Source organism: Candidatus Pantoea rara, assembly GCF_051136265.1.
Classification (GTDB): domain Bacteria; phylum Pseudomonadota; class Gammaproteobacteria; order Enterobacterales; family Enterobacteriaceae; genus Pantoea; species Pantoea rara.
Genome location: NZ_CP194942.1, coordinates 2124118 through 2145226 on the forward strand (window position 1 = coordinate 2124118; position 21109 = coordinate 2145226).

The 21109-nt window shown below is 56.0% G+C and carries 18 protein-coding genes; 6 read left to right on the plus strand and 12 right to left on the minus strand.

The genetic code is table 11. The annotated features are described in order from the left end of the window. Position 1: 1 nt before the first annotated feature. The gene (locus ACR8BF_RS09990; protein ID WP_292992608.1) at positions 2–436 is read right to left on the minus strand and encodes a ribonuclease domain-containing protein; all 435 of its coding nucleotides are present in this window, start codon (positions 434–436) and stop codon (positions 2–4) included. 86 nt (positions 437–522) lie between these two features. Further along, positions 523–864 carry a helix-turn-helix domain-containing protein gene (locus ACR8BF_RS09995; protein ID WP_003853463.1) on the minus strand — a complete coding sequence of 114 codons (342 nt, stop codon included), beginning with the start codon at positions 862–864 and terminating at the stop codon, positions 523–525. Positions 865–1166: 302 nt separating this feature from the next. On the opposite strand from ACR8BF_RS09995, the gene ACR8BF_RS10000 reads away from it, so the two are divergent. Together ACR8BF_RS10000 and oqxB are read left to right on the plus strand one after the other, a co-directional pair. Further along, entirely contained in the window at positions 1167–2321 is a 1155-nt protein-coding gene (locus ACR8BF_RS10000) for an efflux RND transporter periplasmic adaptor subunit (protein WP_179895813.1), read from the plus strand. A 12-nt stretch (positions 2322–2333) separates the two neighbouring features. Beyond that, positions 2334–5486: a multidrug efflux RND transporter permease subunit OqxB gene (oqxB, locus tag ACR8BF_RS10005; RefSeq protein WP_434744888.1), complete on the plus strand. Its 3153-nt coding sequence runs from the start codon at positions 2334–2336 to the stop codon at positions 5484–5486. An 80-nt stretch (positions 5487–5566) separates the two neighbouring features. Here the strand turns inward: oqxB and ACR8BF_RS10010 are convergent, their stop codons facing one another. The 4 genes from ACR8BF_RS10010 to ACR8BF_RS10025 all read right to left on the minus strand — a co-directional run bounded on the left by ACR8BF_RS10010 (position 5567) and on the right by ACR8BF_RS10025 (position 8236). Next, positions 5567–5923, minus strand: coding sequence for a type II toxin-antitoxin system HicB family antitoxin (locus ACR8BF_RS10010; protein ID WP_179895815.1), 357 nt, complete (start codon positions 5921–5923; stop codon positions 5567–5569). Then, entirely contained in the window at positions 5916–6197 is a 282-nt protein-coding gene (locus tag ACR8BF_RS10015; RefSeq protein WP_179895816.1) for a type II toxin-antitoxin system HicA family toxin, read from the minus strand. Before ACR8BF_RS10015 ends, ACR8BF_RS10010 begins: the two co-directional genes overlap by 8 nt. 152 nt (positions 6198–6349) lie before the next feature. Next, positions 6350–6844: an RrF2 family transcriptional regulator gene (locus ACR8BF_RS10020; protein ID WP_314983842.1), complete on the minus strand. Its 495-nt coding sequence runs from the start codon at positions 6842–6844 to the stop codon at positions 6350–6352. A gap of 207 nt (positions 6845–7051) precedes the next feature. Beyond that, a complete protein-coding gene (locus ACR8BF_RS10025; protein WP_434744889.1) occupies positions 7052–8236 on the minus strand; it encodes an MFS transporter in 1185 nt (394 codons plus the stop codon). A 203-nt stretch (positions 8237–8439) separates the two neighbouring features. Here ACR8BF_RS10025 and tus point away from each other — a divergent pair, with 203 nt between their 5' ends. Next, positions 8440–9369: a DNA replication terminus site-binding protein gene (tus, locus tag ACR8BF_RS10030; RefSeq protein ID WP_434744890.1), complete on the plus strand. Its 930-nt coding sequence runs from the start codon at positions 8440–8442 to the stop codon at positions 9367–9369. A gap of 45 nt (positions 9370–9414) precedes the next feature. Here the strand turns inward: tus and fumC are convergent, their stop codons facing one another. Next, the gene (gene fumC, locus ACR8BF_RS10035) at positions 9415–10812 is read right to left on the minus strand and encodes a class II fumarate hydratase (RefSeq protein ID WP_179895820.1); all 1398 of its coding nucleotides are present in this window, start codon (positions 10810–10812) and stop codon (positions 9415–9417) included. Between the two features lie 196 nt (positions 10813–11008). On the opposite strand from fumC, the gene manA reads away from it, so the two are divergent. From manA to add, 3 genes are all read left to right on the plus strand, one after another. Beyond that, the gene (gene manA / locus ACR8BF_RS10040) at positions 11009–12184 is read left to right on the plus strand and encodes a mannose-6-phosphate isomerase (RefSeq protein ID WP_434744891.1); all 1176 of its coding nucleotides are present in this window, start codon (positions 11009–11011) and stop codon (positions 12182–12184) included. A gap of 132 nt (positions 12185–12316) precedes the next feature. Continuing rightward, positions 12317–13816: a YdgA family protein gene (locus ACR8BF_RS10045; RefSeq protein ID WP_434744892.1), complete on the plus strand. Its 1500-nt coding sequence runs from the start codon at positions 12317–12319 to the stop codon at positions 13814–13816. Positions 13817–14006: 190 nt separating this feature from the next. Further along, on the plus strand, positions 14007–15002 hold the full coding sequence (gene add, locus ACR8BF_RS10050; RefSeq protein WP_292992627.1) for an adenosine deaminase: 996 nt from the start codon (positions 14007–14009) through the stop codon (positions 15000–15002). Positions 15003–15075: 73 nt separating this feature from the next. Here add and ACR8BF_RS10055 read toward each other — a convergent pair whose 3' ends face one another. The 5 genes from ACR8BF_RS10055 to ACR8BF_RS10075 form a co-directional block, all read right to left on the minus strand. Then, the gene (locus ACR8BF_RS10055; protein ID WP_292992628.1) at positions 15076–16122 is read right to left on the minus strand and encodes an oxidoreductase; all 1047 of its coding nucleotides are present in this window, start codon (positions 16120–16122) and stop codon (positions 15076–15078) included. Positions 16123–16201: 79 nt separating this feature from the next. Further along, positions 16202–17119 (minus strand): arabinose operon transcriptional regulator AraC, encoded by a 918-nt coding sequence (araC, locus tag ACR8BF_RS10060; protein ID WP_179895825.1) that lies wholly within the window; start codon positions 17117–17119, stop codon positions 16202–16204. A 76-nt stretch (positions 17120–17195) separates the two neighbouring features. Next, a complete protein-coding gene (araH, locus tag ACR8BF_RS10065; protein WP_314983828.1) occupies positions 17196–18179 on the minus strand; it encodes an L-arabinose ABC transporter permease AraH in 984 nt (327 codons plus the stop codon). A gap of 12 nt (positions 18180–18191) precedes the next feature. After that, positions 18192–19712, minus strand: coding sequence for an L-arabinose ABC transporter ATP-binding protein AraG (gene araG / locus ACR8BF_RS10070; protein ID WP_314983827.1), 1521 nt, complete (start codon positions 19710–19712; stop codon positions 18192–18194). 99 nt (positions 19713–19811) lie between these two features. Next, positions 19812–20795, minus strand: coding sequence for an arabinose ABC transporter substrate-binding protein (locus tag ACR8BF_RS10075; RefSeq protein ID WP_003853437.1), 984 nt, complete (start codon positions 20793–20795; stop codon positions 19812–19814). Positions 20796–21109 lie beyond the last annotated feature (314 nt).

Below are 21109 nucleotides of genomic sequence, written 5' to 3' on the forward strand. Positions count from 1 at the left end.
ATCAGGGCACCTGTCTGAAGCTGCGGTAGTGATCGGTGGAGAGAAACACCAGCCCGTCAGAGGAGTAAACCAAACGATCGGCGTCGCGATGACCACAGCGATAATTCACATCCGCTTCATACCACTGACGGCCCGCCCGCGATGGCAGACGTTTTTCACGGTTGGTAAAACGATCGCCGCCGATGGCTTTGCCAGGCAGAACGTCACACAGGTTGCCATTGGCCGGATTCCAGCCACGCTTACGCGCATCGCTTTTGGTGAGGTAGTAGTCCGGCAATTGCTGATGCTGCAGTACCCAGCGCGCCACGGTATGGGCATCGGTCAGGGAGGCGATATCCGCCTGAGCAGGCGCTGAATCCGTGTTCAGCCAGGGTTTCAGGCCGTAAAAACAGGCCGCGAGGAGGAGGAAAAGTCCAATCCAAAGTTTTTTTGACATGATGGCATCCGAGACAACAGGACGCAGATGATACCAGTTTTATGCACAGAGAAAAGCGCGGGCCAGACAAGCTGGCCCTGGCGAGGTTAAGCTGCGTGCGATTCCCCGCTGTGACGACGCCATGCACCGGGCGCGACACCATACTGGCGTTTGAAGCTGCGATTAAAGGATTGCTGGGAGTCAAACCCTAACGAGATCGCCACATTGAGAATCGGCTCATCGGTTGTGGTCAGGCGATCGGCTGATTTCTTCAGCTTCTTAACGCGAATATATTCACCCAGTGGATAGCCGGTGTGCTCTTTAAACATGCGCTGCAGGTGCCACTTGGAGTAACCCGCGCGCTCTGAAACGGTATCCAGATCCAGGCGTGCTTCGATGTTGTTATCAATCCAGTCGATTAAATCGTGAATAAAGGCGTCACTCATCATTCCAGTCTCTCCTGTCGCCGTGGCGAAAAGTATTAGTATCAGTTGCAGTTACACTAAAGGGTGGCTGACTATGCCATTTAATGCAAGTTTTATTAGTACATTAAATGCCGCACTTTTTATGGGGTTTTTACTGAGCTGTTCAGGTCTTCATCGCCCTGCCCCAAACCGCACATAAAGTGTATCTCTTATTCTTGCAGTTGCCAGCCACGCAAGCCTACACTCACTGCGATTAATTGCAATCTTAAAAGTTGCAAATATTGGCCTGCAGGCCGCCTGTTTATATCTATCGCGGAATAACAACAATGATTACGAACCGGGTTCGTCAGGGTTTAACCCTCTTAGGGATGGTACTGCTCATCACTCAACTCGTCGGCTGCGACAAGGGTGTGGCGCAAAACGCCCCGCCACCGCCGCCTGAGGTGAGTGCCGCCCCCGTGCTGATCAAGCCCGTCAGCCAGTGGGACAATTTCAATGGCCGGGTTGAAGCGGTGCAGAGCGTGCAACTGCGCCCGCGCGTCTCGGGCTACATCGACTCCGTTAACTATCGCGAAGGCGATGAGGTAAAAAAAGGTCAGGTGCTGTTTACCATTGATGACCGGAGTTACCGCGCGGCGCTGGAACAGGCCAAAGCGGAACTGGCCCGCGCGCGCAGTCAGGCGAGTCTGGCCCGCAGCGAATCGGGCCGCAGCGAGAAGCTGATCGGCACACAGGCGATTTCCCGCGAGGCATGGGAACAGCGTCGCTCCGCTGCCAGTCAGGCGCAGGCGGATGTGCTGGCCGCAGAAGCTGCAGTAGACATGGCGCAGCTCAACCTGGACTTTACCCGCGTCACCGCGCCGATTGATGGTCGCGCCAGTCGCGCGCAGATCACCACCGGTAACCTGGTAACCGCTGGCGACAGTGCCAGCGTGCTGACCACGCTGGTCTCTCAGCAGCAGATGTATGTCTATTTCGATGTCGATGAGAACACCTTCCTGAATTATCAGGCGATGGCGCGTCAGGGCCAGCAGCGTCATGCGCTGCCGGTAGAGATTGCGCTGGTCGGTGAACAGGGTTTCCCGCATCAGGGCAAAATCGACTTCATGGATAACCAGCTGACCGCCAGCACCGGCACCATTCGCATGCGCGCCCTGCTCGACAATCAACAGCGGCAGTTCACGCCCGGCCTGTTTGCCCGCGTGCGTCTGCCAGGCAGCGCGCAGTTCGAAGCGGTGCTGATAGATGATAAAGCGGTATTAACCGACCAGGATCGCAAATATGTCTACGTGGTGGATGGCGAGGGAAAAGCGCAGCGGCGCGATATCCAGCCCGGCGCGATGATAGATGGCCTGCGTATCGTTAAATCCGGTCTGAAATCGGGTGACAGGGTGATCATCGCCGGTCTGCAAAAAGTATTTATGCCCGGCATGCCGGTCACTGCTCAGCAGGTCGCCATGCGTGCGGCAGCCGCTCAATAATCCGAGGCCGCTATGGACTTTTCCCGCTTTTTTATCGACCGGCCGATTTTTGCTGCGGTGCTGTCGATCCTGATTTTTGTCACTGGCGTGATTTCCATTCCGCTGTTGCCGATCAGTGAATATCCCGACGTTGTGCCACCCAGCGTGCAGGTGCGCGCTGAGTATCCGGGCGCTAACCCGAAAGTGATTGCGGACTCCGTGGCGACGCCACTGGAAGAGGCGATCAACGGCGTCGAAAACATGATGTACATGAAGTCAGTGGCGGGTTCGGACGGCGTGCTGGTGACTACCGTCACCTTCCGTCCAGGCACCGATCCCGATCAGGCGCAGGTTCAGGTGCAGAACCGCGTGGCGCAGGCGGAAGCGCGTCTGCCGGAAGATGTGCGTCGGCTGGGGGTAACAACCCAGAAGATGTCGCCGACCCTGACGCTGGTCGTCCACATGTTCTCACCCAATAATACCTACGATTCGCTCTACCTGCGTAACTACGCCACGCTGAAGGTGAAAGATGAGCTGGCGCGTTTGCCGGGCGTCGGTCAGATCCAGATTTTCGGCGCAGGTGAATATGCAATGCGCGTCTGGCTGGATCCTAACAAAGTCGCGGCGCGAGGCCTGACTGCTTCTGACGTGGTGACGGCGATGCAGGAGCAGAACGTGCAGGTCTCTGCCGGTCAGCTGGGTGCCGAGCCGCTTAAGAAGCAGAGCGACTTCCTGCTGTCGATTAACACGCAGGGACGACTGGAGAGCGAGCAGGAGTTCGGCGATATCATCCTGAAAACCTCAGAAGATGGTTCACTGGTGCGCCTGCGTGATGTGGCGCGGATTGAGATGGGTTCAGGCAGCTATGCCCTGCGCTCGCAGCTCAATAACAAAGATGCGGTCGGTATCGGCATCTTCCAGGCACCAGGCGCCAACGCCATCGATCTCTCCAATGCGGTTCGCGCCAAAATGGATGAGCTGGCAACCCGCTTCCCCAACGATGTGAAATGGGCCGCGCCTTATGACCCGACGGTGTTTGTCCGCGACTCGATTAAGGCGGTGGTTCAGACCCTGCTGGAAGCGGTGATCCTGGTGGTGCTGGTCGTGATTCTGTTCCTGCAGACCTGGCGCGCCTCGATCATTCCGTTGCTGGCGGTGCCGGTTTCTATCGTGGGTACTTTTAGCGTGCTCTATCTGCTTGGCTTCTCGCTGAACACCCTCAGCCTGTTCGGGCTGGTACTGGCGATCGGTATCGTGGTGGATGACGCCATTGTGGTGGTAGAGAACGTCGAACGTAATATCGAAATGGGACTCTCACCACGCGCCGCTGCACATCAGGCGATGCGAGAGGTCTCCGGGCCGATCATTGCGATTGCGCTGGTGCTGTGCGCGGTGTTTGTGCCGATGGCGTTTCTCTCGGGCGTTACCGGACAGTTCTACAAGCAGTTCGCCACCACCATTGCGATCTCCACCGTGATCTCGGCCATTAACTCGCTGACGCTCTCGCCCGCCCTGGCGGCGATGCTGCTGAAAGATCATAACGCGCCGAAAGACCGGCTGACGCGGATTATTGATGCGCTGTTTGGCTGGCTGTTCCGTCCGTTTAACCGCTTCTTCCAGCGAAGTGCGCATGGCTATGAATCGCTGGTCGGTCGCACGCTGCGTCGCCGCGGCGCGGTGTTTGGCGTCTATGTGTTGTTGCTGGCCGGTGCCGGATTTATGTTCCACACCGTGCCGGGCGGCTTTATCCCGACTCAGGATAAGCTCTATCTGATTGGCGGCGTGAAGATGCCGGAAGGCTCCTCACTGGCGCGTACCGATGAAGTGATTCGCAGGATGAGCGAAATTGGTATGCAGACCGAAGGCGTCGCCTATGCGGTGGCGTTCCCCGGCCTGAATGCGCTGCAGTTTACCAATACGCCAAACAGCGGAACGGTCTTCTTCGGCCTGAAGCCGTTTAATGAGCGCAAACATACGGCGGCCGAGATTAACGCGGAGATCAATGTGAAGATCTCGCAAATCCAGCAGGGTTTTGGCTTCTCGATAATGCCACCCCCGATTCTGGGGCTGGGCCAGGGTTCGGGTTATTCGCTGTATGTGCAGGACCGTGCGGGTCTGGGTTATGGTGCATTGCAGACGGCAATTAATACGCTGTCGGGCAGCATCATGCAGACACCAGGGATGCACTTCCCTATCTCCTCCTATCAGGCCAACGTTCCACAGCTTGATGTGAAGGTTGACCGGGATAAAGCCAAGGCGCAGGGCGTCTCGCTGACTGCACTGTTCAGCACGCTGCAGACCTATCTTGGCTCGTCGTACGTGAATGACTTCAACCGCTTTGGCCGCACCTGGCGAGTGATGGCGCAGGCAGATGGCGATTTCCGCGACAGCGTGGAAGATATTGCTAACCTGCGTACCCGTAACGATCGCGGTGAGATGGTGCCGATTGGCAGCATGGTTAACATCACCACCACCTACGGTCCCGACCCGGTGATTCGCTATAACGGCTATCCGGCAGCGGATTTGATTGGCGATGCCGACCCACGCGTGCTCTCTTCCGCGCAGGCGATGAGTCAGCTGGAAGCGATGTCCGGTCAGCTGTTGCCTAACGGCATGAACATTGAGTGGACGGATCTGAGTTATCAACAGTCCACTCAGGGCAACACCGCACTGATTGTTTTCCCGATGGCTGTGTTGCTGGCGTTCCTTGTGCTGGCGGCGCTGTATGAGAGCTGGACGCTGCCGCTGGCGGTGATCCTGATTGTGCCCATGACGATGCTCTCCGCGCTGTTTGGCGTCTGGCTAACCGGCGGGGACAACAACGTCTTCGTGCAGGTCGGACTGGTGGTGCTGATGGGACTGGCCTGTAAGAACGCGATTTTGATCGTTGAGTTCGCACGTGAGCTGGAGATTCAGGGTAAAGGAATTGTGGAAGCGGCGCTGGAAGCGTGTCGCCTGCGTCTGCGTCCGATTGTGATGACCTCCATCGCCTTTATCGCCGGTACGATACCGCTGATTCTGGGTGAAGGCGCGGGTGCAGAAGTGCGCGGCGTAACCGGTATAACGGTCTTCTCCGGTATGCTCGGCGTAACGCTGTTCGGCCTCTTCCTGACACCGGTATTTTATGTTGCCCTGCGCAAGCTGGTGACGCGCCGGTCAGGGAATACGGAGTCAGTGACGGCATAAACCGTAAAAGTTAACAGGGGCGATCGGATGATCGCCCCTTTTTTATGACGCACCCATTCCAGCAAACCTGGCCTTGCAGGTTAGCGCTGCTTCAATCTTTCATTTAGCGTTTCAATGATAAACGCATTCAGCGAGGTTTCATTTTGCGCGGCAGCCTGAGAAAGACGCTCTCCCAGCGATTCAGGATAGCGCAGCGTAAAGGTCTTAATTTTTTCCTGCTCAGCATAGGGATTAATGCCGGAGGCTGCACAATCTTCCAGGTATTCGCGCAGCGAAATCTCGCCCTCTTTGTACAGGCCCTGTACGCTGTCAGAGACAAAATCACAATAGCCTGACAGGCCAGTAAAGCGCCCGCGGAACATGTTGAGTTCAGGGACATAGGAGATCACGGCGGATTGCCCGGCGACGGTGATTGATGAATTTGAACGATTATTCATAGGGATCGACTCCAATACTTTCCAGCCATTCACGCAGATTAACAACAGCAGCTCTGTCGGTGTCTGGCGAAGGATGTGGCCGGTGAAAACGCGCTATTCTTCCTCTGAGAAGAAAACGCACCCGTGAACCACTGCCTTCTTTAATCTCACCACCCAGAGCCCTGATTAATGACTCAACTGCCTGCCATTTCAGTCCGGACGGCGGCGGCATTTGAAAAACCTGCTCCAGCGTTTCACGCTGTTTTTTCCGTAAGTCCCTGACAACGGTGTTCATCCTGACCTCCGCGACTTCATCCAATGAAGTCATTTTAAGACGATGCTGTAGGAGGTCAAGATGAAATTTACGGAGAGAAGGCCTGCGTTGCCGGTTTGGGAAAGAAAAGGCTCAGGAAATGGACGTTCAGCAGACATAAAAAAAGCCGCTCATCAGCGGCCTTTTTTGCAGAGTTCTTCACTCTCTTCGGGTTCAGGTTCCGGTACGGCGGTGCAGTTACTGGTGTCGCGTTTCTTCAGCTCGCTCAGTGCGTCTGCCACGGTGCGTTTTGCCAGCACATCCAGCGATGCCTGCTCGGCTTCATCGGCTATCGACTTGAAGTACCAGCAGAGGTTGGCACTGACCAGACAGCGCGGCGCGACATCAGGACGCGCAGCCCAGATCTTTTTGTCTTCGATCACTGAGACATAGATATCCCGCAGAGTAATGTCTGCTGCAGGACGGCCCAGATGAATCGAACCGGTTCGGCCCAGCGTAGAGACGATGATGCCGTCTCGGGTCAGCGGGACCATTAATTTTCGAATGAAACTGGGATTCGCTTCCAGCCCATAGGCCAGAATCGCGCTGGTAGAGCGTTTACCCATTTGCTCCGCCATCGCTACGCTCAGAACCATTTGCAAAGCTGTCGGGAAGCGATAATCAAGCATTTCTTTATCCTGAGTTGCGGTGGATCTTATTGTTTTATTGCCGCATAAGTGAACAATCAATGAGCAATAAATATAACAAACACTGTTGCTTTTTTGAAGCAAACCGGCAGCGACAAGGCACGTATTCACCAAAGGCGGAGGCCCGATAGCACAAGGTGCTTAGCCTGCTAACGGCCCACTCTTTGCCGAACAGGCTTAACAGCATTGTCATACGCTGGGGGCTGATATTGCCGGTAAGCGCTGTTTCAGCGCCATGACCAGTACCACGTTAAAGATTGCTAAGGCGCAAAGCAACCGCAGCGTTGCCGGGGCTCCCATCCTTTCAAACACATATCCACCAATAAGCGGCGTCAGTGCCTGGCCCATTAATGCCGGGCGGGCCATTTTACCCACCACAATTGCGTAAGACTCTGGTTTGACCATCGCCAGCGGTAAAGTTCCGCGCACGATGGCACGTAAGCCATTCCCTGCGCCATACAGCACCATGCTCAGCAGCGCCATCTGCGGAAAGAGTGCCAGCAGCAGAAGACCCAGCGCGACCAGCCCAACAGAGAAAAAGGTGGTACGAATCGGATGGCTGCGTTTAAACGCGATATCGACAATACGGGCCCCCACCTGGCACGGACCCAGTACGGCGCTGATCGCCAGCGCCGACGTCAGCGTATGGCCTGTGGCCTGCAACAGGGCGATGAGCTGCACGGAAATCGCCGTCATAATCACGGATGCCAGAGTAAAGATGGCGCAAAGGAGCCAGAATAACGTGGGTTCAATCTCCGCCGTGGCAGGCGGCTTAATCCTGCGTTTAACTGGCCGCGTAGTGTGACTCCCGGGTAATGCAAACAGATAGGCAGGCAGCACGCAGACCACCATCATGGCCGCAATAATCAGTGACGCATTCCGCCAGCCAAATCCATGGATTAACAATGCCGTGCCCGGCCAGACCAGCGTGGTGCAGAAGCCCGATATCAGCGTAATACTGGTGATGGCTGAACGTGCCTGACCGCCATAGCAGGTGCCGAGCGTGGCAAACAGCGCATCATAGAGGCCCATCGCCATACCGATGCCAATAATCACCCAGGCGAACAGAAACAGCGGCAGCGAGTCGCTATACGCCATCGTCACCAGCCCCACCGCCATCACCACCCCGCTCAACGCCAGCAGCAGGCGGCCACCGGTTCGCGCGATAATCCTGCCCGCCATCGGTGACAGGAGGCCTGACACCAGAATGCCGGTCGAGAGCGCGCCGTAAATCCACTGCTGTGACCAGCCCGTCTCAGCCGCAATCGGATTCGCCATCACGGCCATCAGGTAGAACGACCCGCCCCATGAGAGTATCTGCACCCAGCCCAGAGTGATAATGGCGGCAATGCCGGGTTTGATGTTCTGATTCACAGGTAATCTCTTCGTTAGCAGGCGAACCGTTTTTATAACATGTTCTGCGATAAGCCAAAATGCGTGACGCTCTTTTCGCTTTATCGCCGGGCAGATCGCACGGTTTTTAAAGAAAACACTAACTGTATGTTGTAACTATGAGGGAATTGCATTCTCGCAAGGCTTCTGCCACATTGTGGACGTTGTAACTATGGAGGCACAACATGACGCGCTACGACTTAGTGGCTGATATGCATCAGTGTGTAAATGACCTGGAACAGGCGCTGGGGGAGCTGCGTCAGCAGATTGAAGCGCAGCCTCTGCTGATCGCCCGCGTCTTCAGCCTGCCACCGGTGGTGAAAGGCCGTGAGCATGAAGCGATCACTCAGATTGCCGTTGAGCAGCATCTAGGCGAGAGCGCACTGAAGATGGCGCTCGACCACTACTGCCGCCTGTTCATGCAGCATCAGTCCGAACAGCTGAGCACCAAGGCAGCTGTTCGCTTACCCGGTGCACTCTGTATTGAATGCGACGCGGAACGGGAAGCAGAAATTGGCGCGCTGGTCGATCTCATCAACCAGCTGAAAGCGCGGCTGGAGCAGCTGATTACGGTGGACTCGGGTCTGCCGAGCGAAGCACGTTTTGAGTTCGTCCACCAGCATTTACGCGGTCTGATTACCCTGAATGCCTATCGCTCAATCACCCTTCTCAGCGCCCCAGATAGCCTGCGTTTCGGCTGGGCCAATAAGCACATTATCAAGAATCTCAAGCGTGAAGAGGTGATCGCCCAGCTGGAAAAAAGCCTGAAGTCGGGACGCGCGAAAGCGCCCTGGTCACGGGAACAGTGGGCGGAAAAAGTACAGGAGGAGCTGGCTAGCGTGCGTGCCCTTCCCGCCTCAGCACGGCTGAAAATCAAGCGCCCGGTGAAGGTCCAGCCGGTGGCGCGCGTCTGGCGCGCGGATGAACAAAAGCAGACCCAACTGGCCTGTCCTTCGCCAATTCTGGTGATCTGTCGCGATCGCACTCAGGTGCCGGTGCTGGGCGAGTTGCTTAACTACGACGCTGATAACATTACGCATCGTCATAAACCTGCCGCTGAACCGCTGAATCTGTTGATACCCCGGCTGCATCTGTGGGTCGATTGCCCCATCTGAATAAAAAAAGGCCAGCATCCGCTGGCCTTTGATCTCGCTTAAATCTTACGACTTCATGCTGCCGACCATCTCTTCCGGCCGGACCCAGGCATCAAACTCTTCTTCAGTGAGATAACCCAGTTTCAGCGCCGAGCCTTTCAGCGTCAGCCCTTCTTTGTGTGCTTTCTTGGCAATTTCTGCCGCTTTGTCATAACCAATATGGGTATTCAGCGCCGTCACCAGCATCAGTGACTCATTCAGCAGTTGATCGATACGCTCACGCACCGGCTCAATGCCGACAGCACAGTGATGATTAAAACTGTCCATACCATCTGCCAGCAGGCGAATCGATTGCAGGAAGTTATGAATGACCATCGGACGGAAGACATTAAGCTCAAAGTTACCGGACGCGCCGCCCATATTGATCGCCACGTCATTTCCCATCACCTGACAGCAAAGCATGGTCATCGCCTCGCACTGGGTCGGATTGACTTTGCCTGGCATGATGGAGCTGCCAGGTTCATTTTCGGGAATCGCGATTTCGCCGATGCCGCAGCGCGGACCGGAAGAGAGCCAGCGCACGTCGTTGGCGATCTTCATTAGTGAGGCGGCCAGACCTTTCAGTGCGCCATGGGCATGCACCAGCGCATCGCAGGTGGCCAGTGCCTCAAACTTGTTAGGCGCGGTGACGAACGGCTGCTGCGTGAGATCGGCCAGCGCCTTCGCCACGCGCACCGCATATTCCGGGTGGGTGTTGAGGCCGGTGCCCACGGCGGTTCCGCCCAGCGCCAGCTCTGCCACATGCGGAATGCTCTGTTCGATATGCTTCAGGTTGTGCTCCAGCATCGCTACCCAGCCAGAGATTTCCTGGCCCAGGGTCAGCGGCGTCGCATCCTGCAGGTGAGTACGGCCAATCTTGACGATATCTTTAAAGGCGTCGGATTTCTGGCTCAGCGTTTTCTTAAGCACCTGAATCTGTGGGATCAGCTGTTCACGCAGGGCGATCACAGCGGCAACATGCATCGCCGTCGGGAAGACATCGTTGGAGCTCTGGCTCTTGTTCACATCGTCGTTGGGATGGACCAGGCGTGACATGCCGCGCTCTCCGCCGAGGATTTCACTCGCGCGGTTCGCCAGCACTTCGTTCATGTTCATATTGGTCTGGGTGCCGGAGCCGGTTTGCCAGATCGCCAGCGGAAATTCATCCGCATGCTTATCAGCCAGTACTTCATCTGCCGCGCTGACAATTGCATCGGCTCGTTCGGCGGGCAGCAGTCCCAGATCGCGGTTCACGCTGGCTGCGGCGCGCTTGGTCAGCGCCAGTGCGTGCACCAGCGCGGTGGGCATTTTTTCGGTTGAGATGCGGAAATGTTCCAGTGAGCGCTGCGTCTGCGCGCCCCATAATTTGTCTGTAGGTACATCGATGGGGCCCATTGAATCTTTCTCAATGCGGTTGGCTGCCATGAATACGTCTCCTTCACCTTGTTTTTAAAAGAATGACCGCCGGGGTCGTTACAATCAGCTGTCGGGCGGTCCGGATGGTAATACACAATAATTTAACATTATCAGAGCTTAGCGTCCTTTTGCGCTGGATATGTATTTTTACCGGCAGTTTCTGCTTTAATAGCGGCAATAATTTCCCGTGATAAAGGGTTATACGATGCAAAAAATGAACAATTCGCTGCAAAATTACGCGTGGGGCAGCAAAACGGCGTTAACTGAGCTTTACGGTATCGCAAATCCTCAGGGCCAGCCGATGGCGGAACTCTGGATGGGCGCGCATCCGAAAAGCCCCTCCACCGTGATGCATCAGGGTGGCGAGCGTTCCCTGCGTGACGTGATCGATGCCGCGCCTGTCGCGATGCTGGGCGAGGCGGTGGCGCAGCGGTTTGGTGAACTGCCTTTCCTCTTCAAAGTGTTGTGTGCCGATCAGCCGCTGTCGATTCAGGTTCATCCCAGCAAACACGCGGCTGAAGTGGGTTTTGCCCGTGAGAATGCGGCGGGTATTCCACTGAGTGCGGCAGAGCGTAACTATAAAGATGCCAACCATAAGCCGGAACTGGTCTATGCGCTGACCCCCTTCCAGGCGATGAATGGCTTTCGCACGCTGACGCAGATGGTTTCACTGCTGGAGCCGGTCGCGGGCGCACATCCGCAGATTGCGCATTTTCTGCAGCATCCCGATCAGAATACGCTGGCCGCGCTGTTCTCTACCCTGCTGTCACTGGAAGATGAGGCGAAATCGCTGGCGCTGGGCGTGCTGAAATCCGCGCTTGATGCGCAACAGGGCGAGCCGTGGGAAACCATCCGCATGATTGCGGCAGAGTATCCTGACGACAGCGGCCTGTTTTCACCGCTGCTGCTGAACGTGATCACCCTGCAACCGGGTGAGGCGATGTTCCTCTACGCGGAAACGCCGCACGCCTATCTGAAAGGGGTGGCGCTGGAGGTGATGGCAAACTCCGATAACGTGTTGCGGGCCGGTCTGACGCCAAAATATATCGATATCGCCGAGCTGATGGCTAACCTGAAGTTTGACGAGAAACCCGCCAGTGCCCTGCTGACCGAGCCTGTGCAACAGGACAACGCGTTGCGCTTCCCGATTCCGGTCGAGGATTTTGCCTTCGCTATTCATGCCCTGAACGCGGAGCCGCAATCGCTGACGCAGCAAAGCGCCGCCCTGCTGTTCTGTATCGAAGGCCAGGCGGTGATTGCTAAAGGCGAAGAGCAACTGACGCTGAAACCCGGCGAATCCTGCTTCATCGCCGCCAGCGAATCACCGGTTACGGCAGCCGGTACGGGCCGACTGGCACGGGTATTTAATGACTTAGGGTGAAGCGGCTGACGGAATGCCTGTTAACTGCTATTATTTCAACCTATTAGCTTTTAAACGCCTGCGGGCGTTTTTCTTCGGTCGCTGGGGCAAACCTGCGGCATAAGCGGACTCATGGATAAGGACGAATCAGCAATGAAAAAGACCAATGTTGCCGTAGGTGTGATTATCGCACTGGGCGTAGTCTGGACTGGCGCGGCATGGTTCACCGGCAAGCAGATTGAAAGCCACAAGGACCAGCTGGTGCAAAATGCCAATACCCAGCTGAATGCTTATGCCCCTAATAGCCGACTGAAGATCAGCTATCAGGACTATCAGCGCGGCGTGTTCAGCAGCAAAGTGAATCTGGTGGTTCAGGCTAACTCGCAGACGGAAGATAATCCGCTGCTGAAGCCGGGTCAGAGCATCATCCTGAATGAGACCATCGATCACGGACCTTTCCCGTTTGCTCAACTGAAGCATTTCAATCTGATCCCGAGCATGGCGTCGGTGCATACCGAACTGGCTAACACCGATGCGGTGAAGAAGCTATTTGAGCTGACCGGCAATAAGTCCCTGATTAACGCAGATACCCGCATCGGCTACAGCGGTGCTACCGACACGGCGCTGCGCGTCCTGCCGGTTGATTATCAGAATGCGCAAACCGGCGAGCGTCTGGCCACCAATGGCGGCACCTTCAACATCAGCGCAGATAATAAAGGCGATAAAGTGTCGCTGGACAGTGACGTTGATAGCCTCGCGCTGACCAGTAAAAATGAGATGGGTCAGCCAGTCCTCTTCACCATCAATGGACTGAAGCTGAGTGGTAACACACACCTCAGCCCCGAAGGTGTGCGTATCGGCGACCAGTCAGTGAATATTGAGAAGGTCAATGCCAGCATCAATGGTCAGGATGCCCTGACGCTGAACAAAATGAAAGGCACCTCCTCTTTCGATAACAGTGCCGGAAAGATTGGCGGCGATATCGACTACAAGGTTGAAGGCGTACAGTTGCAGAAGCAGGACTTTGGTCAGGCGGCGCTGAAAATGAAACTGTCCCAGTTTGATGCACAGGCGGTAAAAGCCTTCTCCGATCGTTATAATGCGCAGATGCAGGAATTACTGAGCCAGCCTGGCGTCGCGGAAGACCCTATCCGCTATCAGGCGGGCGTGCATCAGATTCTGATGAGCAATCTGCCAATGCTGCTGAAAGGCTCACCATCCATCAGCATCGCGCCGCTGAGCTGGAAGAATGATAAAGGTGAAAGTACCTTTAACCTGACCGCCAGCTTCAACGACCCTTCTGCCGTAACCGGTGAAGCCCAGACCCTCAGCGCGATGGTTGACCGGGTTCTGAAGAACCTGGACAGCAAGCTGGTCATCAATATGCCGATGGCGACAGAAACCATGCATAAAGTGGGTCTGGCCGAGGGCTATCAGGCCGATGATGCGCAGAAACTGGCGGATCAACAGGTGAAAGGTCTGGCGGCAATGGGGCAAATGTTCCGCCTGACTCAGCAGCAGGATAACAACATCGTGACCAGCCTGCAGTACGCCAACGGACAGGTGAACATGAACGGCGATAAAATGACGCTGGAGCAGTTCCTGTCCCGCTATATGCTGGGTATGCCGACCAGCGAAGGCATGCCACAGTAATTGAGCTTGCGTCCATTAAAGCGACCTTCGGGTCGCTTTTTTTATGTCTGCCCGCCGCAAACCGCCCTTTTCCCGCCGGTTATGGGTAATTAAGCAGCATCCGGCGTGACTGTTGCGCAAATCGCTGGCGCTGTTGCGCAAGATATTTTTATAATGCTCTGCACTTCACCGACAACTGAGCGAGTGCGCCATGATCGATTCTAAAATTCCTCTGACTGATATTCACCGCCATCTTGATGGCAACATCCGTGCACAAACCATTCTTGATTTAGGTCGCCAGTTTAACCTTGCCATGCCCGCCACCACGCTTGAGACGCTGCTTCCCCATGTGCAGGTCGGCGAGAATGAACCTGACCTGGTAAGCTTCCTGCAGAAGCTCGACTGGGGCGTGAAAGTGCTGGGCGATCTGGATGCCTGCCGCCGGATTGCGCAGGAGAATGTCGAAGATGCCGCGCGCGCGGGCATTCACTATGCAGAACTGCGTTTTTCCCCTGGCTACATGGCGATGACCCACAACCTGCCCATTGCCGGTGTGGTTGAAGCAGTAATCGATGGCGTGCGCGCTGGCTGTCAGCAGCACAATATCGACGTACGTCTGATTGGTATTATGAGCCGTACCTTTGGTGAAGATGCCTGCCTCGGCGAACTGGAAGGTTTGCTTGCCCATCGCGACCACATCACTGCGGTCGATCTGGCGGGCGATGAGCTGGGCTTCCCGGGCAGTGAGTTCCTGAGCCACTTCACCCAGGCACGCGATGCCGGTTTCCGCGTTACCGTACATGCGGGTGAAGCCGCCGGACCCGAGAGCATCTGGCAGGCAATCCGGGAGCTGGGCGCTGAACGTATTGGTCACGGTGTGAAAGCGATTGAAGATCGCGCGCTGATGGATTTCCTGGCGGAGCACCGTATTGGTATTGAATCCTGCCTGACATCTAATATCCAGACCAGCACAGTGCCCTCGCTGGCGCAGCATCCACTGAAGATCTTCCTTGAGCATGGCATTCTGGCAACGATTAACACCGATGATCCGGCCGTTCAGGGCATTGAGCTGGCGCATGAGTATCAGCATGCCGCACCGGCTGCTGGCCTGAGCATGGCGCAGATGCGTCAGGCGCAGGAAAACGGTCTGACGATTGCCTTCCTGAGTGACGCTGAGAAAGCGGCTGTTCGCGCCCGCGTGCAGTAATCTGCTCGCGTCAGCCATAAAAAACGGGCCGGATAACCGGCCCGTTCTGCTTTCTTCGCTACGTACTCAGCGATCAGACGCGCTTCAGTGACATCGTCTGGCGTTTCTCGGCGGATTGCAGACCCAGTTCGATCAGCTCCATCACCTGAATCGCCTCTTCTGCCGTCACCGGATTATTCCCGCGTCCGGCAATCGCATCGCGAATGCCCGCATAATAAGCCGGGTAGTTGCCAGGCTGAGTCAGCTGCGTGGTTTCCGTCAGTGAATCACCATCAACCAGCGTCAGCGTGCCGTCGCGCATGTCATAACCCCAGTCTGCCTGCGGCGGGAAATCTCCCGACTTGAGGCGATCTTCCTGCGGGTCCAGACCATATTTGACGTAACTGCCGCGCGTGCCGTGGACGGTATAACGCGCGGATTCCGCCGCCACCAGCATGCTGGCGTGAAGCACGACACGGCGCTGCGGATAGGTCAGCGTGGCGTGGAAGTAGTCTGTGGTCTGCGCGCCCGGACGCATCTCGGCCAGATCGACATTAATGGCGACCGGCGGGCCAAACAGTTGCAGCGCCTGGTCCAGCAGATGTGGCCCAAGGTCATACCAGATTCCGCTGCCTGCGCCCTTCATTTCGCGCCAGCGATTACGCACTTCCAGACGGAAGCGGTCAAAATGCGATTCGAAATAGCGCACTTCACCCAGCGAGCCCGCCTCAAGCAGGGATTTCAGCGTCAGAAAATCACTGTCCCAGCGGCGGTTGTGGAACACTGAAAGCAGCAGACCTTTGGCTTTCGCCAGCGCATCCAGTTCGCGCGCCTGTGACAGCGTCACGGTGAACGGCTTATCAACCACCACATGCTTACCGGCGTTCAGCGCCGCTTTGGCCAGCGGGAAGTGGGTGTCGTTGGGGGTAGGAATAACAATCAGTTGCAGCGTAGGGTCGTCCAGCAGCGCCTGAGGATCGGCCACCACCTTAACGGCAGGCCAGTCGGCGTGGACTTTGCTGGCGTCGCTACTGGAAATGGCTGCCAGCTCGACGTCCGGTGTCCCTGCAATCAGCGGGGCGTGAAACGTTTTACTGGCAAAACCGTAGCCGATCAGACCAACACGTAATTTATCGCTCATTTTGATTCCTCTTTGTCGCTAACCTGATTGATTTAAGACTATTAACCAGGTGAGGACAAGGCGGAATCTCCCGAAAAAACTAAGAGATAGCACTCCGCGCCAGGGGCCAGGCCGTCTGCGCCGCAAGGCTATCGTGTGCGTCCTGATTACGGCGGCGGAAATCGCTGGGACTGACACCAACACGCTTGCGAAACACGCGCGAGAAGTAGAGCTGGTCGTCGTAACCCACTTCACGCCCTACCGAGGCGATCGGTTCCTGGGTGGTCTGCAGCAACAGTTTGGCGCGAATAACGCGCTGATCTTCTCGCCAGCGCAGCAGGTTCACACCCATCTGCTCGCGGAACAGGTGTGCCAGCCGCGACGGTGACAGGCAGACGTGGCGCGCCACCTCTTCGATCTTGACCTCGCTGGCGAGGTGGTTGGTCACATACTGGCAGGCTTCAATCACGCGCGGATCGCGGATTAACTGATGACTGCGCGGATCTTCTTCGACAGCACGCAGCAGCAGTCGCTCCAGCAGGTTCATCGCAAGCTCTTCCGCAAAGCGACGACCCGAGTTATGGGTCTGTTCGATGCTGGCAAACAAGCGGTCAAATTCGCCACGCAGCGATTCAGGCAGCAGCAGGCGTCCCACACCCTCCTGCTCATCCTGCCAGCGCAGCCAGTCGTGCCAGTAGGCACGCGGTCGGAAATAGACCCAGCGGTGGAACCACTGCGGACTGTCCGGCGCGCGACCATAATAGTGGGCAGTTTTCGGCTGAAACAGCAGCATTTCGCCCGGTTCGCAGTCAAACGCCCGCTCGCCGTCGAATACCCGTCCTTTGCCTTTAATGGTGAGATTCAGAATGTAACCTTTCATGCCGTGCGGGCGATCGATAAAGAAATCGAGCGGACCCTCAGCGGTGATGGGCGTCAGCCCCGCCACCAGCCAGGCATTGAATGAATAGCCAGGCAACAGGGGGTTTTGCTGCTCGGCCGGTAATTCGCGGTGATACATAGCGTCCTCACTCAGTCTGTTATTGTTCGGATAGTCCGCAGAGGCGTCTGCCTCTGCGGACCAACGGCTCGCTCAATCAGGCTTTTTTCTGTTTGTAACGGTCAAAAATCACCGCTGCTAACAGTATCAGACCGCGCACCACATACTGTGAGAACGGCGAGATATTCAATAAATTCATCGCATTCTCGACGGTGCCGAGAATTAATACCCCTGCCACCACGTAGGAAATCTTACCGATACCGCCCTTCAGTGACACGCCACCCAGTACGCAGGCAGAAATCACCACCAGCTCATAGCCGATGGACGTCATAGGCTGACCACTGGTCATACGTGATGCCAGGATGATGCCCGCTGCTGCTGAAACCAGACCGGAAAGAATAAAGATGATGATGCGGGTACGTACCACCGGCACACCGGCCAGGCGCGCTGCCTCTTCATTACCGCCAATCGCCAGCGTATTACGACCAAAGGTGGTTTTGTTGAGCAGGAAGCCGAAGATCACCATGGTGGCCAGCGTCAGCCAGATTGGCGCAGGCACGCCAAACCAGTTGGCGAAGCCCAGTTCAAAGAAGCGCTCATCTTCAATACCAACCGCTTTACCGTCAGAGAAGATATACGCCAGGCCGCGCACGATCTGCATCGTCGCCAGCGTGGTGATCAGCGCATTGATCTTGAGACGGGCGATCACAAAGCCGTTGATAAAACCGGTGATCATGCCGAGCACCAGACCGGCACCGACACCAATCCACAGGCTCTCGGTCATGTTGATCACCACGGCGGTGACAACCCCCGCACAGGCGATAACGGAAGCGACCGACAGGTCAAAATCACCGGAAGCCAGACAGAACAGCATGCCGCAGGCGACCATGCCGGACATCGACATCGCCAGTCCCAGGCCTTTCATATTGATAAACGAGCCAAAGTTCGGCACAAAAATCGCACAGACAATAAACAGCAGTGCAAATACTACCAGCATGCCGAAGTTGTCCCAGATGCGGCCTAACCGCAGGCCACCGCGTGAAGCAGGCTGCGGCGTATTTGAGGTCGTGGATGAAGCCATGATGATCTCCTGTCAGGCCACGGCGGCCGCTTGAGTGGTTTTGGGCATCGCCAGGCTCAGCGTCTGCTGCTCCGTGGCGTCGTCGTGCAGCAGTTCACCGGCAATGGCACCTTCACGCATCACAACGATGCGATCGGCGAGGCCCATCACTTCCGGTAAATCGCTTGAGGCGAACAGCACCGCAATACCCCGGTTCGCCAGCTGATAAATCAGGTTATAAATTTCATGTTTAGCACCGACGTCGATGCCGCGCGTTGGCTCATCCAGCAGGATCACTTTCATATCTTCAGAGAGCCAGCGACCCAGAATCGCCTTCTGCTGGTTACCGCCAGAGAGGTTCATGATCAGCTGATCGGCGCTGGGCGTTTTAATGTTCAGCGAGCGGATATGGCTGTCGGCATTCTTGTTTTCCCAGCCGTTTTTAATCAGGCAACCGGCAGTGAGATTGTGCCGGCGGGCGCTGATATTGATGTTGTCGCGCACCGAGTGCACGGGAATAATGCCCTCAGCTTTGCGGTCTTCCGGGCAGAGCATAATGCCGGCGCGGATGGCGTCGATAGGCTCCCGCAGCGGCAAAGGCTTGCCGTCCAGAATCACCTGACCACCGCGCAGACGCGTGCCGCCAAACAGGCCTTTCAGCAGTTCACTGCGTCCGGCACCGACCAGGCCAAACAGTCCCACGATTTCACCGGCATGGACTTTCAGCGAAATAGGCGTACGCACGCCCTTGGCTTCGACCTTGTCCAGTTCCAGACGCACTTCCCCTTTAGGACGCGGTGAGTAGCCATAGATATCCCCCAGGTTACGTCCCACCATCGCCTGCACCAGATCGTCATGATGGGTGTTAGCCATGTCAGTAAACGTCCGCACGTAGCGGCCATCTTTAAAGACGGTGATGGCATCGCTGAGGGCGAAGATCTCTTCCATGCGGTGTGACACGTAGAGCACCACCCGGCCCTCCTCGCGGAGCTGGCGGATGACGCGGAACAGGTTGTCGATTTCGCGTGCCGACAGGGAACTGGTTGGCTCATCAAAGGCGATAATGCGCGCATTGCGCGCCAGCGCTTTGGCAATCTCCACCATCTGCCACTGCCCCAGCGACAGGTACTTCAGCGGCATATCGGGGTCGATATCCATGCCGAGGTTTTTCAGCTGCACGCCAGCTTCGTAACGCATCAGCTTACGGTTAACCAGACCATGTTTGTGCGGGATTTGACCGAGATAGATGTTCTCTGCCACGCTCATTTCCGGCACCAGATGCAGTTCCTGGTAAATAATGGCGACGCCCGCGTCCAGCGCATCCGTTGTGCGCTGAAAACTCATCGGCTTGCCTTTAATGCGAATCTCACCGCCGCTCGGCTGATAACTGCCGCTGAGTATTTTTAACAGCGTCGATTTGCCTGCGCCGTTCTCGCCCATCAGCGCGTGAACTTCACCGCCACGGCAGTCGAAGGAGATATCCTGCAACGCTTTCACGCCAGGGAAAGTTTTACTGATGCCATGAAACGACAGAAATGCTGAATCAGTGTTCATGTTAATCCTCACTCTTTCGCGCCACCGGCCTGTCAGGGCGGGCGACGCGAAATGGGCTATTAAGGATGCCGGGCTGCGAACAGCCCGACAGGCTCAGAGTTACATCAGTCCTTTTTTCGCCAGTTCGGTTTTGAAGTTGTCACGGGTGATCAGCACCACATCTGTAACTTCGGTGAATTTCGGTGGCTCTTCACCTTTGCTGACCCAGTTGTAAAGCATCTGGCTGCTTTTGTAGCCGTGGATATCCGGGCTTGGCAGCAGCGAACCGTAGAAGCCGGTCGCCTTGTCTTTAGACAGTTCACTGATGGCATCGACGCCGTTAATGCCGATACCGATGACGTCAGCCGCTTTAAAGCCCTGACCTTCAGTCGCACGCACGCCGCCCAGCACGGTGTTGTCGTTCATGCCGACAATCAGCCAGTGTTTGACTTCAGGATGCTGCACCAGCAGGGAGTTACCGGCGTCAAACGCGCCAGGGATATCATTGGATTTGGTTGGGACCTGATAGATCTGAGCTGCCGGGAAACCAGCGGCTTTGATCGCGTCCATTGAGCCGCCGGTACGACGACGTGCGGTGTCGAGTTCGTTCGCGGTAATCGCCATCACGCCGGTGGTTTTCACATCCCAGCCGCGCTTCTGCATCTCTTTATAGAGTTCCTGACCCTGACGCTCACCAATTTTGGTGGCCGCCATCATCACCAGCGGTACGGTGTCCATTGGCTTGCCTTTGGCGGTCACGAATTGGTCATCTACCGCGATGACTTTCAGACCGTAGCCACGCGCTTTTGCCATGATGGCGGAGCCCAGTTTCGGATCGGGGGTACAGATGACAAAACCTTTTGCGCCGTTCGCCGCCAGGCTGTCGATGGCATTCAGGGTTTTTTCACCATCCGGCACGGCAATTTTAATGACATCAAAGCCAAGATCTTTGCCCGCTTTATCGGCGAATTTCCATTCAGTCTGGAACCAGGGTTCTTCTGGTTGCTTGACTAAAAAACCCAGCTTCATGGTCTCGGCGATAGCGGATTGTGACATAACCGCTGCCAGGCCGATGGCCGCGAATGCTTTAGTGAATTTATGCATGATGCTCTCCGGTACCAGGTTATTTTTCGCTGCTAATAACGAATCGGTGTAAACGCTACCAGTTTGTTTTGTTTTGTGGGTACAGCCATAAATCAGTGCGTTAGGCTGGCATGTGCTGACAGACTGTCCAGACGCTGGGCTAGTTTTAGCGGTATTAGCGAAGAAAAATGTAGAGCGGTATCACACATTAAAATCACGACAAAATGATCCATATATTCAGCAAATTTAACCGGACCTTAACTTTTGCAATGGATCACAAAATCACTGCCGATGACAGAAAAGTGCATATTGTCAGCCAGCGATGACTAACTGAT

What these genes read in the sequence shown, in the direction of transcription:
- ACR8BF_RS10020 (WP_314983842.1), bottom strand. Translation starts at nt 6,844, where the DNA reads ATGCTTGATTATCGCTTCCCGACAGCTTTGCAAATGGTTCTGAGCGTA.
- ACR8BF_RS09995 (WP_003853463.1), bottom strand. Translation starts at nt 864, where the DNA reads ATGATGAGTGACGCCTTTATTCACGATTTAATCGACTGGATTGATAAC.
- ACR8BF_RS10055 (WP_292992628.1), bottom strand. Translation starts at nt 16,122, where the DNA reads ATGAGCGATAAATTACGTGTTGGTCTGATCGGCTACGGTTTTGCCAGT.
- tus (WP_434744890.1), top strand. Translation starts at nt 8,440, where the DNA reads ATGACGCGCTACGACTTAGTGGCTGATATGCATCAGTGTGTAAATGAC.
- oqxB (WP_434744888.1), top strand. Translation starts at nt 2,334, where the DNA reads ATGGACTTTTCCCGCTTTTTTATCGACCGGCCGATTTTTGCTGCGGTG.
- ACR8BF_RS10015 (WP_179895816.1), bottom strand. Translation starts at nt 6,197, where the DNA reads ATGAACACCGTTGTCAGGGACTTACGGAAAAAACAGCGTGAAACGCTG.
- ACR8BF_RS10010 (WP_179895815.1), bottom strand. Translation starts at nt 5,923, where the DNA reads ATGAATAATCGTTCAAATTCATCAATCACCGTCGCCGGGCAATCCGCC.
- araG (WP_314983827.1), bottom strand. Translation starts at nt 19,712, where the DNA reads ATGAACACTGATTCAGCATTTCTGTCGTTTCATGGCATCAGTAAAACT.
- ACR8BF_RS09990 (WP_292992608.1), bottom strand. Translation starts at nt 436, where the DNA reads ATGTCAAAAAAACTTTGGATTGGACTTTTCCTCCTCCTCGCGGCCTGT.
- ACR8BF_RS10000 (WP_179895813.1), top strand. Translation starts at nt 1,167, where the DNA reads ATGATTACGAACCGGGTTCGTCAGGGTTTAACCCTCTTAGGGATGGTA.
- ACR8BF_RS10075 (WP_003853437.1), bottom strand. Translation starts at nt 20,795, where the DNA reads ATGCATAAATTCACTAAAGCATTCGCGGCCATCGGCCTGGCAGCGGTT.
- add (WP_292992627.1), top strand. Translation starts at nt 14,007, where the DNA reads ATGATCGATTCTAAAATTCCTCTGACTGATATTCACCGCCATCTTGAT.
- araC (WP_179895825.1), bottom strand. Translation starts at nt 17,119, where the DNA reads ATGTATCACCGCGAATTACCGGCCGAGCAGCAAAACCCCCTGTTGCCT.
- araH (WP_314983828.1), bottom strand. Translation starts at nt 18,179, where the DNA reads ATGGCTTCATCCACGACCTCAAATACGCCGCAGCCTGCTTCACGCGGT.
- ACR8BF_RS10045 (WP_434744892.1), top strand. Translation starts at nt 12,317, where the DNA reads ATGAAAAAGACCAATGTTGCCGTAGGTGTGATTATCGCACTGGGCGTA.
- manA (WP_434744891.1), top strand. Translation starts at nt 11,009, where the DNA reads ATGCAAAAAATGAACAATTCGCTGCAAAATTACGCGTGGGGCAGCAAA.
- fumC (WP_179895820.1), bottom strand. Translation starts at nt 10,812, where the DNA reads ATGGCAGCCAACCGCATTGAGAAAGATTCAATGGGCCCCATCGATGTA.